The following is a 13,488-nucleotide window of genomic DNA, read 5'->3' on the forward strand; positions in this document are numbered from 1 at the left end:
GGGTGCTGAACTCGTCGCATGACAAACGAGCCCATCCCTAGTGCACCTTTTCGAGCCTCTCGGGACCCAATTAAAACGTGAAGCTAGTGTTGGTTATGCTACATGATTTTTCTTGTTTTGTTGGTCGACTTCTGGTGCCTCAAACATCTGCCCATTTCCGTGTCCTTTTTCTTTACCAGGAAGGATCAAGTTGAGCGCGACACCGATAATGGCAGCAAGTGCCATTCCTGCAATCTGTACATCCTCCGTCACTTGGACGAAAGCACCGCCTACGCCGATGACGAGGATGACAGAGGCGATGATCAAGTTTCTCTTTTCACCAAAGTCGATCTGATTATCAATTAACATCCGGAGGCCGCTGGAAGCGATGATTCCGAAGAGCAGGATGGATACCCCTCCCATGACGGCTGTCGGAATGGAGCTGATGACCGCGGTTACCATTCCGATGAAACCGAAGACGATGGCGATCACAGCCGCTCCGCCGATGACGAACACACTGTACACTCTCGTAATCGCGAGCACTCCGATATTTTCTCCATACGTCGTGTTCGGAGGTCCCCCTAGGCAGGAGGCGATGAATGTAGCGACTCCGTCGCCGAGAATGGATTTATCCAGTCCTGGGTTTTTTAAAAAGTTTCTTCCCACGACTTTCGATAAAACCATTTGGTCACCCGTATGTTCGGTGATAGTGACGAGTGCAAAGGGTACCATCAGAAAGGCGATTTCCCAGCTGATCACTTCCAGTGGCGAAAAGTCGACGAATGGTACAACGAAATCAGGAGCTTGGAAAAGCGCAGCTATCGCGCCCGTAAACGAACCTGCTGTGGTTATGGCTGTCCATTCTTGTTGAATCCCGCTCGTGTCTACGATTCCTTGAGTCATTGCGAAAGCATACCCACCGACTATTCCGAAGAGGATCGGCAGCAGGGAAAAGAACCCTTTAAAGTAGATCGATGCGATGATCGTAATCGCCAGTGTGACTAGGGCAACCATGAAGTGTGTACCACTGTATATGTTTTCTTCCTGACCCGGGAGATACATCGCCATTTCCACCGCTGTTGATGCTAATCCAAGGCCAATGACAATGATGACCGGTCCTACAACAATCGGAGGAAGCAGGTTCATGAGCCACTTCGTTCCGTAGATGGAGATTAAAAGAGCAACCAGGCCGTAGACGAGACCGGCAAGAAAACTTCCCACCATCGCTCCTGCCACGCCGCTTGATTTGGATACTTCAATGATCGGAGCGATGAAGGCGAAACTAGAACCAAGATAGGCCGGTACCTTCCCTCTTGTAATGAGCAGGTAAGCAAGTGTTCCGAACCCGCTTGATACGAGTGCGACCGATGGCGATAATCCGGTCAGAAAAGGTACGAGAATCGTTGCGCCGAACATCGCGAACAAATGCTGGAGGCTTAGAACGAGCCATTTATTTAGTGCTGGTACTTCATTAACGTCGAGTGCTGCTTTATGTTGTTTCATATCGAATTCCTCCTTGATGTCTCCTCTAGTGTGAGGGTAGTGAATGGCTTGGAACCCGTGAGATTTTTACATAAAAAAACCTCTTTGCGCTTAAAAAGTACGCAAAGAGGTAGACGTGTAGAGATACACGTATCCTTACGAACCTTTTAAGCCTCACGGGACTTCCTTTAAAGGTTACCGTTCATTCATTTTTCATAAATCTTCACTTCGTCCGCTTCGTCGGTTTCAGATAAAGTGACAGTAATGATCTCTTCCTGGGAAGTCGGAACATTTTTTCCGACATAATCCGCTCGGATCGGCAGTTCCCGGTGCCCCCGGTCCACTAAAACCGCCAGCTGGATTTCTTTCGGTCTTCCATGGTCGATCAGTGCATCCATTGCGGCACGCACCGTTCGGCCTGTATAAAGAACATCGTCAACGAGGATGACTTTCTTACCATCGATATCCGCCGTAATGTTCGTTTCTTTCAATTGAGGTTCTGCTCCATTTTCCTGAGGAGTCAAATCATCGCGGTAGAGTGTGATATCCAGCTCCCCGTCTGGAAGGTCTGCACCTTCAATCTCCTGGATCTTATCCTTGAGACGCTGAGCAATCGGAACACCACGGGTTTTAATCCCTACAAGGACGAGATCCTCAATTCCTTTATTTTTTTCTATGATTTCATGAGAGATCCGGGTTAATGCCCTACGGATCGCTGCATCATCAAGTACCGTCGCTTTTGCATTCATGATCGAGTCCTCCTTGATTCCATGGTTTCAATGACGAAAAAACCCCTTTTCCGCATAATGGCAGAAAAGGGGTTATCGATACACGTATCCTGTGTATAACCGTCACCTTTTCAGCCTCACGGGACTGTCCTTAAAGGTCTTTATATTCTATATGGAAGTATGACACTCCCTTTAGGGTTTGTCAATAACTTTTTATACCTCTCTTGTTTCCAAGTACTTCAGTGTCTCTTTAAATTCCGCTGGAGGCTCAACCTCAAACTTTTTCCATTCGCCTGTTCTCGGATGCTCAAAACCTAAGGATTTCGCATGCAGGGCCTGCCCATCAAGGTCTAACGTTTTACGAGGGCCGTACTTCGGATCACCCGCTAGTGGATGCTCAATGTAGCGCATATGCACACGGATCTGGTGCGTACGCCCTGTTTCCAATTTACATTCGACCAAAGTGAAATCAGTGAAATGACGGAGTACACGGAAATGAGTGACCGCATCGCGCCCGCCATCGACCACAGCCATCCTTTGACGATCTTTAGGATCCCGTCCAATCGGTGCATCAATGGTGCCATATTCATGGTGAATTTCCCCATGGACAATCGCTTCATATTTACGTTCCACCGTCTTCTTTGAGAGCTGCTCAGCGAGGGATTGATGAGCAAGATCATTCTTAGCTACCATCAATAGACCACTCGTGTCTTTATCAATCCGATGAACAATCCCCGGACGCTCCACCCCATTGATTCCAGACAAATCTTTCACATGGAATAAAAGAGCATTCACGAGTGTTCCGGAATAGTGGCCTGCTGCCGGGTGGATCACCATGCCTGATGGTTTATTGACGACAATGACATCTTCATCTTCATACACAATCTCAATCGGAATGTCCTCCGGAAGGATATCCATCGGTTCAGGCTCAGGAATATGCCAAGTGATACTTTCACCCTCCTGCACCTTGTAATTGCTCTTCACCGGTTTTCCATCCACTGAGACAATCCCATCTTTCAGCCACCCCTGAATTTGAGACCTGGACGCCTCCTCGATGACCTCTGTTAATAATTTATCAATACGCTTCGACTGATCGTTTTCGGTAACCTTATAGTGTTCACTCAAGATTTCAAACTTCCTTTCTTTCTGCGCTCATCAACGAAAGTGGCAATCATGACGAAAATCACACCGACGACAAGAGCAGAGTCCGCTACATTAAAAATAGGAAAGTCATAAGAGAAAATGTACGTGTTAGCAAAATCAACCACTTCTTTACGAAATACACGGTCGATGAAATTCCCAATCGCCCCAGCGAGAATGAATGCAAGAGCTACACCTACAAAGCGACTTTCTTTTCCATATTGATGTAAATAATAAATGACAAATCCAATGACAATCACCGTTATGATATAAAAGAACCACATCTGCCCTTGTAATATCCCCCAGGCAGCTCCTTGATTCCGGTGAGAAGTCAAGTAGAAAAAGTTTTCGATGATCGTTATGCTTTCTCCGATATTCATTTTTGTGACCACAAGCCACTTCGTCCACTGATCAAGGATGATGAGACCAATGGCAATGATATAATACAAAATCATAAGCGTCCCCCATGAATCTTAGTCCTAGCCTATTGTACCACAAAACTCCACCTGCAAAGAACAACTTCTCACTTCAACATAACCTCCCTATTCTTGAAGACTCAGTTTCGAGCCTTTTGTTGAGTGGATGGGGCTGCGGGGAATAACTCGCTTTCCGCGGGAGCGCGGTGAGCCTCCTCGGACTGCGTCCTGTGGGGTCTCACCATGCACTTTTTCCCCGCAGGAGTCTCGCCATTCCCCTCCGCCCACTTTTCGTAAGACATTCTCGAAACTACCTTCCAGTAATAAGAGCTTTTGTAGTTAAGAATCCTATACCGATGCAGATTAAGCAGGATTTCACAACACAACTAGGCAGGTTACTATAAGAGGGATTTCGAGAACCTCATTTGGTAATGCGGCGGAGGGAAACGGTGAGACTCCTGTGGGAAGTGCGTGGTAGATGAGACCCCGCAGAGCGTTAGCTCGAGGAGGCTCATCACTCGCCCACGGAAAGCGAACTGTTTCCCGCAGCCCCTAAACTCCAACAAAAATCTTGAAATCAAGTCTTACACAATCCTGCCAGTTTGCTTAAAAAGGGGTGGAAGAGAAAAGGTGCCGTTCTTGTAGGAACGGCACCTTGATTTGTATGAAAGTATGATTTCCGTATGTACGGGATGGAATTATGGCTGAGAGCTGTACTCTTCTTCCATTTTACGCTCCACTTCTTTCTCATCATCGAGCTCTGTATCAAAAAGATGATCCCAGTCATCGTTGTCAATCATATCGATTTGAGCTTCTACAAGCATACGCAGTCTTGTTTTGAAAACTTTCGCCTGCTTTTTCATATCTTCTACTTCAATATTAATGCGGCGTGATTTTTCAAGTGCTTCATTGATAATACGATCGGCATTCTTCTCTGCTTCTTTAACGATTAATTTCGATTCTTTGTTCGCACTGTTTTTTACGCCTTCAGCGGTTTCTTGAGCGACGAGGATCGATTTATTGAGCGTCGTCTCGATATCATTGAAATGACCTAGACGTTCGTTCAATTGACTGACTTCACGCTCTAACTCTTTTTTCTGACGAATGACGATTTCATAATCTTTGATCACTTGATCAAGAAATTCATTGACTTCGTCCTCATCATATCCTCTGAAACCGCGAGTGAATTCTTTATTATGAATATCCAGTGGTGTTAATGGCACACCATCCACCTCCCCAAAACATCTATCTATTCTTTAAATTCGACAGGAACCTACGTTATCCTTCTTTGATGCGGCATTAATTTAATTTTGATGTCATCACTTTGTATTTTTCTTTCTTCGTTTCGCCCAGCACTTCATCAAGCCGGCTCCTCCCTTTTCCACGTAAAGAAATGAGGTCACCTTCTTCTAATGAAAAAGCAGCGTCTTCTACGGTACGGAAATTGACCTTTACTTGACCCGCTTCAATGAACATAGATGCCTTGCTGCGGGACATGCCGTAGATTTCCTTAACCATAACATCCAGGCGTAGTGAAGATACGGTCGTCTGTTTGGTGGACCATGTTTCATTGCTCTCTATACGCGCCGATAAAGGTTTTTCATCAAATTGGACGTTGGAGCGTTTGATGCCGGTTAAGTTCATTTTAATATAATCACTAATCTCAGTGGCTGTTGTGATTTGAATCGTCCCATCCTGGACGACGAGATCACCCATTTTCTCTCTGCGAATGCCCAACGACATAAAAGCCCCTAAAACATCACGGTGTTCAAGCGCAACAAATTTTTGAGGATAGGAAGCTTCCAATAATGTCAGTTGAAAGTCTTCTTTTTCAATGATCTCATAATCAGGAGCGATGATGGCACGTTTTCTTTCACTATCCTCCGCCCCACCCTCTAATCCGTAAATAAGATCGGGGTCATTCCCCATAATCGCTTTCATGATCATCTGCTCCCTCGGGTCGAGGAAATCTGTCAGCTTCCGCTGATATTTCAAAGCCACATCTTCGCGAAAAGATAAGACTTGATCGATGAATGGCTTTTCTTCTTTTCGAAAGTGTTGATAGATATCCACCTCAAAAACCTCCATAACTACCAAAAGGAACAGATGTGAGAACATAAAGATGTGCTCTCTGATCTGTTCCTCTACTTATAATCCCATAATGATGTAATATAGTTCGCCTAACCCCGCTCGCGCAAAGTTAAGAACGAGAATGGCCACAATCGGCGAAATGTCAATCATACCTAGTGGAGGAATGATTTTTCGGAACGGCTCCAAGAAAGGTTCAGCCAACCGGGAAAGAACTTCACCGAAACTAGATTCACGCGCCCCAGGGAACCAGGACATCAGAATGTAAATGATGAGAATCCAACTGTAAATTTGTAGTGCAGTCATTAAAATCTGAAACAAAAACGCCATGTCTTACCACCTTCTGTTAATATCATCGTCTTCTTGCGCAATCATTTCTGAAATAGACCCTGAAATCTCAACGTTATCAGGGGTACAAAGAAATGTTTGTGTTCCGAGCTTCTGGATATCTCCACCTATAGCATATACCGTTCCGCTTAAAAAATCTACAATACGTTTTGCTTGATGATGATCGACACGCTGCAGATTGATCACAACCGCCCGGCGATTGACCAGCTGATCGGCAATATCCTGAGCTTCATTATAGCTGCTCGGCTCACTCAATACCATTTTTGATGAGGACTTAGCACTTTTCAAACTGACGACATTGCCCTGCTCCTGTTTCTTCGTCGCTCGTTGACGCGCAGATTCTTCTTCGTAATCATCTTCCACTTCTTCCTCAATGTACTCGTATTCATCATCCAACGTGAAAAACGAACGAAATTTATTTTTCATGCTCATTTTCATCACCTCTGATTTTATTTATTCACCGACAAGACTGGACCCAAGACGGATATGTGTCGCTCCTTCTTCAATCGCAAGTCCAAAATCGTTACTCATTCCCATGGATAAATACTCACAAGGAGCATGACGATAACCTTTATCCCTGATGCGATCTCTTAGTGCCCGCAATTGGCGGAATACACCACGCAACTTTTCTTCGTCATCCGTATGGGGGGCCATTGTCATCAGTCCGACCACTTTGACATTTTCATAATGACTCAACACTTCAATAAAAGGTTCAACCTCTGAAGCAGCCAACCCATGCTTGGATTCTTCTTCACTAATATTGACTTGAATAAAACATGGAACCGGGCAGCTGGCCCTTTTGTTTATTTCTTTAGCGAGCGACTTCCGGTCAAGGGAGTGGATCATGGAAACTTGTCCGATCACATCCTTGACCTTTCTCGACTGCAGGGTCCCTATAAAATGCCAGGTTGCCTGATCACCGATTTCCTCGTATTTCTCCAAAAGACCTTCTTTCCGGTTCTCACCCAAATGTTTTATTCCTGCCTCGAGTGCTTCTTGTGCACGTTCGGTAGAGACGTATTTGGTAACAGCTATAAGGGTAATTTCATTTTTTGCTCGTCCACTATTTTTACATGCTTGTTCAATTTGTTGATCAATCTTTGCTAAGTTATCTTCAACCGACATGTTTGAACTCCTTCCCGCTCATCAAGTTCGAAGCGTGATGAACCCAAGCATACGCCCCGTACTTCCCTGGTCGCGCCGGTGGGAATAAAACGTTTTTTCTTCCTCGTATGTACAGAAATTAGTCATTTGAATATTGTCTTCCTTCAAGCCTTCTTCGATCATCATTCTCCGGTGAAGAACTTTCAGGTCTAATTGATATTTCCCTTTTCCTTTACTTATCACACATTCTTTTTTGTAGGTTTCAGGAATGAAGCTGATAACATGGTCATCGACTTCATAGTGTTTCATACCAATGGACGGTCCGATGACGGCTTGTATGTCTCCGAGCTTACACCCTTTTTCTTGAAGCGCTCGGATCATCTCCCCTGCCATACCGTTTACTGTTCCCTTCCACCCAGCGTGAGCAATTCCTACCCAACCTGATTCAGAATCAGAAAAGTATAAGGGTACGCAATCTGCGAAAAACGCACCAAGCACAAGTTCTTTCTCATTGGTAATCAATCCATCTACGCTCGAGACGGCTGTTTGCAAGGAAGTCGTACCAGCTCCAGCATTTCTATGGTCTACTGAAGCGACCTCGGTACCATGGACCTGCTCGCCGATCACCCATCTGGAAAGCGGAATGCCAATTTCATCGGCAAGCGCACGTCTATTCTTCAACACATCTTCCTTTTTATCGGATACATGGAGCCCCATGTTCAGCGAATCGAAAGGGGCTTCACTATGTCCGCCCTGACGTGTTGTCAATCCTGCAGTCACATGCTGGTGGGAATGAAAACAAGTCATCTGTCTAATGGAATGTGATTGGAAAGGTTCCATTTGAACACCACCTCAATTTCACTCCATTTTAACACATTTTTCATCCAATTTCTTCTCTTATTCGTCTGATTCTGTCTTTTGTACTGTAGATATGCTTTTATAACCATTCTTTTTCACTAAAATTACATCCGCCCCGATGTTAACAATTTGATCCCAAGGAATCGTCATCTCTTCTTCTTTTCCGAAAAGGCCCATCGCTTTCCCTTTCATGGTGAGGACGAGTCCTTTTAGCCGGCCTCTTTGTGTATCGATATCAAGATCGCTGATATAGCCCAGGCGCTCTCCTGTTTCCATAGCGATGACGTCTTTCATTTGTAGTTCCGTGATTTTCATTTCTCCTCACTCTCCTTATTCCCACTATATGCATAGAATCAACAAATTAGAAAACAGAGAAAATGATTTCACCCATTTACTCAAAATGGTATTAAAGTATATGACAGGATTGTGGAAGACTCGTTTTCGAGATGTTTAGGGGTTCGTTGCTGGGGATGAGAGTCAGGGGTGGCTGGGAAGTTACTCGTCTAGCTCCATCGCCCAGACACTCGCGTCATAAGCAGAACAGCAAAGGAATGAAAGAGCACATTCCTTTGCTGTTCTGCTTATGCCAGTCGTGTCTACCAGGGCGATTCCGCATTTGAACACTTTCCTGTGGGGGAGTGGTGAGCTTCCCAACCACCCCATTCGATGTAAGTGAGAAATGAACCCCTTTAACGTGGGAGGGCTGTCTTCCACTATCCTGTCATAATATGCATAAAGCGCTCTATAACAAGCTTCCGCATGTAGAATAGCTACTTTGATCGTAGATTCCCTTCTAATTTCCATATGCATGAAAGCAGCTTATTTTGGAAGTAGTTTCGAGATACTTACATGGGAAAGGGGCGAGTCATTCCCCGCAGCCCCCACCCACTCAATAAAAGTCTCGAAACTGAGTCTTCCACAATCGGGAGCGTTTGTTGAAGAAAAGGGAAATCGGGCATTAAAAAAAGCTTCTGCATGAGCAGAAGCTTAGGGTTCATTGGAACATGGATGAATTCATTTCTTTGATGGCCGCTTTTTCTAGACGTGACACTTGAGCTTGCGAAATTCCGATTTCTTCAGCCACTTCCATTTGCGTTTTCCCTTGAAAGAAGCGCTTCGTCAAAATCATTTTCTCTCGGTCGTTCAGTTTTTTCATTCCTTCTCGTAGCGATAGTTCATCGAGCCAAACCGAATCCTTTTCCCTGTCATCTTTCAACTGATCGACGACGAAAATCGGGTCACCGCCGTCATTGTAGATCGGTTCGAAAAGGGATACGGGATCCTGAATGGCATCCATCGCAAAGACTACATCTTCGTGCGGGACTCCCATCCGTTCAGCAATTTCATGGGGAGCCGGATCTTTACTCGTCTCACCAATCATTTTCTCACGCATTTGCAAAGCTTTATAAGCTGTGTCGCGCAAGGATCTCGAAACACGAATCGGATTGTTGTCTCTTAAGTACCTGCGAATTTCACCAATGATCATAGGTACAGCGTAAGTAGAAAATTTCACGTTGTGGCTTAAATCAAAATTATCGATGGATTTCATGAGGCCGATGCATCCCACCTGGAACAGATCGTCTCCATACTCTCCGCGATTGTTAAAACGCTGAATTACAGATAGGACGAGACGGAGGTTGCCATTTACCAGCTGTTCTCTTGCCTCCAGCTCACCACTTTGCAAGCGTTCAAACAGGTCTCTCATTTCTGCATTTTTCAGTACCGGAAGTTTTGATGTATCTACGCCGCATATCTCTACTTTATGTCGTGTCAATGTAAGACCCTCCCAGGAAGCTGTAATCAGTTTTCAGTATCTCCCTGGGTGGGAAAATTATGCATCGAAGGGTCGTCGGCTGTTAGACCATTTTGTCGAATTCGCGTTGTAACCTGCGGATGATTTTCTTCTCAAGCCTTGATATATATGACTGTGAGATGCCCATCATGTCTGCCACATCTTTTTGTGTTTTTTCTTTTTTGCCAATTAATCCGAAACGGAGTTCCATGATTTGTTTTTCACGATCATTCAATTGTTCAAGAGCCGATTTGAGAAGCTTTTTATCGATTTTCTTTTCGATACCCTTTGTAATTAAATCTTCGTCTGTCCCTAAAATATCAGATAATAAAAGTTCATTTCCGTCCCAGTCCACATTCAACGGCTCATCAAAGGATACTTCTGTTTTCAACTTATTGCTTTTTCTAAGGTGCATAAGAATTTCATTTTCTATACAACGGGATGCGTAGGTCGCGAGTTTGATTTTCTTTTCCGGATCAAACGTGTTCACAGCCTTGATGAGTCCGATCGTTCCAATGCTAATTAAATCTTCTATGTTCAACCCCGTGTTTTCAAACTTCCTGGCGATATAAACGACAAGTCTTAAGTTCCGCTCAATGAGCATCGCGCGTGCCGCCTTATCCCCTTTTGGAAGTAGTTCAAGCAATTCTCTCTCTTCTTCTCTCGATAATGGTGGTGGCAGGGCTTCACTTCCACCAATGTAATAAATCTCATCTTGTTTGATACCAAGCTTCATAAGTAAGCGATAATACCATAGCCGCGCTTTAAAGAACCATTTGAACATGGAATCCCCCTCCTGAAATCACGCTGATTTACCTTTGACCATCAAGTGCGGATGGATGAGCATTTGATAGAGCCGATCGTGTGTCAAATCCTGTTGTTGCACCCCTAATAAAGGAGCTTTCATTTCCAAGTCCCCCGACTCTGTTTTAACCGTAATCTTATCCACTAGTAACGTTACAAGTAACTGTCCTGTCACGCCAGCGGCCTGGTAGGGTACAAGTCGAACAGAGGACTGGATATCTTCCGGTAAGTCCGCTAAAGCGGTTACGACATGATCCACTTCAAGCTGCTGGATTTGTTCCTTTGAAAAAAATTGCTCCCATAAAAAAGAATCGGCAAGAAATACCATTTTCCGACTGACCGGATCTACGAGCTGGTTTCCGCTATCCACTAAACCTTTACAATAGGCGGACCTGCCATTCCACTCCACTGTCACATCATAAATATCCTCAAGCTTCATCTTATGGACGCTGACTTGATTCAACCGCCATTTTGTAAAAACATAGGAACAAGGAAAACCAATGACAACGAACAACCAACTGACCGGGTCTCCATAGCCACCACTGAATGTTACGATTGAACCACCTTGCAGACTGATTTCTGTTGCTAAGAAATAATGAACCCCCATCATACTTCCACCGATCGCGAAGGTGATAAAATAAAAACTGATCCACTGGACAAAAAATGCACGGAGAGAGGTGTATGAAAAGGCCACCCAGATGATGAACATCGAAAAAAAGATTTTCCCGAAGCTTCCTACCAGCCAGGAGTCTGGCATATAAATGGTAATCGGGACAATCGTAGAGGCGACAAACGCCCCTGAGATCATTCTGAATTTCGATGATTTCGCTCTCGTAATCCCCTGCGTAAGCGATAAGATCATGCCATCCATCAAAAGGTTGAGTAACCAGACAGCATCAAGATAAATGATCCTCTCTCCCCCCTCCTCTTTATCTGCTGTACTGAAAGTATAAGCCCGTCCGGTTGAAAAGTCTGTCACAATCTGAACCACTCGCTAGCAAGTTTTGTAGAAGGATGGAAAGACTCTCCTCCTTCTACAAACGCTCACGATTATGGAAGACTCAGTTTCGAGATGCTTTCGGTCTTCGTTTGCCACAATAGGAGTTAGGGGTGAGAAACGAACCCATTTACCAAGTTGGATCTCCCCCACTATCCCACTGTTAGAAGTATAAAGCGCTGTGTATTAAGCTTTTATGTTCTGTAGAGTTGTTTATATGATCCACTATCGTTAATGATAACAGCTGATTTTCTAGAAGTGGTTTCGAGAATCTTCCATGGCAAAGGGGCGGAGGGGAATGGCGAGACTCCTGCGGGAAAAAAGTGCATGGTGAGACCCCACAGGACGCAGTCCGAGGAGGCTCACCGCGCTCCCGCGGAAAGCGAGCTATTCCCCGTAGCCCTCATCCACTCAATAAAAGTCTCGAAACTGAGGCTTCCACAATCCTGCCATTATTCTTGAAGATTTATGTAGGATGAAAAGATAAAAAAAGACATTAAAAAAACCCGCCACACGGGAATGTGTGGCGGGTTTGGGTTGATATTTTATCGGCGACGGTTGCGGTTACGCAAGAACGTCGGGATATCAAGAGTGTCTTCTTCTTGATTCGGTTTGTTCTGTGGTTGTGGTGGAGCTTGACGACGAGGAGGTTGCTCATCTCGTACGTTACGCTCTGGCTGTTGTTGTTCGACTTGCTTTTGCTGGTTTACAGGGTTCACGGTTGGACGCTTTTTCTGCTGACCTTGGGCAATTTGTGCTTCATCGAAACCTGTGGCAATAACAGTAACAACGATTTCATCTTTCAGGTTTTCGTTGATTACAGAACCGAAGATGACGTTTACTTCCTGATCTGCTGCAGAGGTTACGATATCCGCTGCTTCCTGAACTTCATAAAGGCTCAAGTTGGCACCACCGCTGATGTTCATCAAGACGCCGTGTGCACCGTCGATAGAAGTTTCAAGTAATGGGGAGGAAATAGCCTTTTTAGCTGCTTCAGCCGCACGATTTTCTCCTGTCGCAATACCGATTCCCATAAGGGCGGATCCTTTGTCGACCATGATTGTTTTCACGTCGGCAAAGTCCACGTTGATCAATCCTGGAACGGCAATCAAATCGGAAATACCTTGTACACCTTGACGAAGAACGTTATCCGCTTCACGGAACGCTTCAAGCATCGGTGTGTTCTTGTCTACGATTTCAAGCAAACGGTCGTTCGGGATGACAATCAGTGTGTCAACCGCGCCTTTAAGGCTTTCTGTACCACCGCTCGCTTGTGTAGAACGCTTACGTCCTTCAAACGTGAATGGACGAGTGACAACACCTACCGTAAGAGCGCCAAGTTCTTTGGCCACTTGAGCGATAACGGGAGCAGCACCTGTACCTGTTCCGCCTCCCATTCCTGCCGTTACGAAGACCATGTCCGCCCCTTGAAGGGCTTCTTCGATTTGCTCTTTGCTTTCTTCCGCGGCTTTACGACCGACTTCTGGATTTGCACCTGCACCAAGTCCACGAGTCAGTTTTCCACCAATTTGCATTTTAACTTCTGCTTTTGAAAGATTGAGCGCTTGTGCATCCGTATTGACGGCGATGAATTCGACGCCTTGAACACCATGCTCAATCATACGGTTAACGGCATTGCTTCCGCCGCCACCTACTCCGATTACTTTAATCGTTGCTAGTTGGTCCATGCTTGTATCAAAATCTAACATCTTACGTTCCTCCTAATACACGAGATTACAAGATTTATTGGTT

At 45.1% G+C, this 13,488-nt stretch carries 15 protein-coding genes; all 15 read right to left on the reverse strand.

Going from position 1 to position 13,488, the window contains the following annotated elements:
• Positions 1 to 93 precede the first annotated feature (93 nt).
• Positions 94 to 1,482: a solute carrier family 23 protein gene (locus GLV98_RS04735; RefSeq protein ID WP_160912549.1), complete on the reverse strand. Its 1,389-nt coding sequence runs from the start codon at positions 1,480 to 1,482 to the stop codon at positions 94 to 96.
• 185 nt (positions 1,483 to 1,667) lie between these two features.
• Positions 1,668 to 2,210 (reverse strand): bifunctional pyr operon transcriptional regulator/uracil phosphoribosyltransferase PyrR, encoded by a 543-nt coding sequence (gene pyrR / locus GLV98_RS04740; RefSeq protein ID WP_089654623.1) that lies wholly within the window; start codon positions 2,208 to 2,210, stop codon positions 1,668 to 1,670.
• A gap of 192 nt (positions 2,211 to 2,402) precedes the next feature.
• Positions 2,403 to 3,314, reverse strand: a complete 912-nt coding sequence (locus GLV98_RS04745; protein WP_160912551.1) for an RluA family pseudouridine synthase — start codon at positions 3,312 to 3,314, stop codon at positions 2,403 to 2,405.
• The gene (gene lspA / locus GLV98_RS04750) at positions 3,311 to 3,784 is read right to left on the reverse strand and encodes a signal peptidase II (RefSeq protein WP_160912553.1); all 474 of its coding nucleotides are present in this window, start codon (positions 3,782 to 3,784) and stop codon (positions 3,311 to 3,313) included. The genes GLV98_RS04745 and lspA overlap by 4 nt, the downstream gene beginning before the upstream one ends.
• Before the next feature lie 659 nt (positions 3,785 to 4,443).
• Positions 4,444 to 4,968, reverse strand: coding sequence for a DivIVA domain-containing protein (locus GLV98_RS04755; protein WP_160912555.1), 525 nt, complete (start codon positions 4,966 to 4,968; stop codon positions 4,444 to 4,446).
• A 76-nt stretch (positions 4,969 to 5,044) separates the two neighbouring features.
• On the reverse strand, positions 5,045 to 5,818 hold the full coding sequence (locus tag GLV98_RS04760; protein WP_160912557.1) for a YlmH/Sll1252 family protein: 774 nt from the start codon (positions 5,816 to 5,818) through the stop codon (positions 5,045 to 5,047).
• 75 nt (positions 5,819 to 5,893) lie between these two features.
• On the reverse strand, positions 5,894 to 6,163 hold the full coding sequence (locus GLV98_RS04765) for a YggT family protein (RefSeq protein WP_089652828.1): 270 nt from the start codon (positions 6,161 to 6,163) through the stop codon (positions 5,894 to 5,896).
• Positions 6,164 to 6,166: 3 nt separating this feature from the next.
• Complete coding sequence (locus tag GLV98_RS04770; protein WP_160912559.1) at positions 6,167 to 6,613, reverse strand: cell division protein SepF; 447 nt, start codon at positions 6,611 to 6,613, stop codon at positions 6,167 to 6,169.
• A 21-nt stretch (positions 6,614 to 6,634) separates the two neighbouring features.
• Positions 6,635 to 7,306 (reverse strand): YggS family pyridoxal phosphate-dependent enzyme, encoded by a 672-nt coding sequence (locus tag GLV98_RS04775; RefSeq protein WP_160912562.1) that lies wholly within the window; start codon positions 7,304 to 7,306, stop codon positions 6,635 to 6,637.
• A gap of 21 nt (positions 7,307 to 7,327) precedes the next feature.
• Positions 7,328 to 8,125, reverse strand: coding sequence for a peptidoglycan editing factor PgeF (gene pgeF, locus GLV98_RS04780; protein WP_160912564.1), 798 nt, complete (start codon positions 8,123 to 8,125; stop codon positions 7,328 to 7,330).
• Positions 8,126 to 8,182: 57 nt separating this feature from the next.
• A complete protein-coding gene (locus GLV98_RS04785) occupies positions 8,183 to 8,458 on the reverse strand; it encodes a YlmC/YmxH family sporulation protein (RefSeq protein WP_089652824.1) in 276 nt (91 codons plus the stop codon).
• A gap of 679 nt (positions 8,459 to 9,137) precedes the next feature.
• A complete protein-coding gene (gene sigG / locus GLV98_RS04790) occupies positions 9,138 to 9,917 on the reverse strand; it encodes an RNA polymerase sporulation sigma factor SigG (protein ID WP_160912566.1) in 780 nt (259 codons plus the stop codon).
• 82 nt (positions 9,918 to 9,999) lie between these two features.
• The gene (gene sigE / locus GLV98_RS04795; protein WP_089652821.1) at positions 10,000 to 10,719 is read right to left on the reverse strand and encodes an RNA polymerase sporulation sigma factor SigE; all 720 of its coding nucleotides are present in this window, start codon (positions 10,717 to 10,719) and stop codon (positions 10,000 to 10,002) included.
• Between the two features lie 18 nt (positions 10,720 to 10,737).
• Complete coding sequence (gene spoIIGA / locus GLV98_RS04800; RefSeq protein ID WP_337193713.1) at positions 10,738 to 11,718, reverse strand: sigma-E processing peptidase SpoIIGA; 981 nt, start codon at positions 11,716 to 11,718, stop codon at positions 10,738 to 10,740.
• A gap of 563 nt (positions 11,719 to 12,281) precedes the next feature.
• Positions 12,282 to 13,445: a cell division protein FtsZ gene (gene ftsZ, locus GLV98_RS04805; protein WP_160912568.1), complete on the reverse strand. Its 1,164-nt coding sequence runs from the start codon at positions 13,443 to 13,445 to the stop codon at positions 12,282 to 12,284.
• Positions 13,446 to 13,488 lie beyond the last annotated feature (43 nt).

Origin of the sequence: Halobacillus litoralis (genome assembly GCF_009856415.1) — a bacterium.
Classification (GTDB): domain Bacteria; phylum Bacillota; class Bacilli; order Bacillales; family Halobacillaceae; genus Halobacillus; species Halobacillus litoralis_C.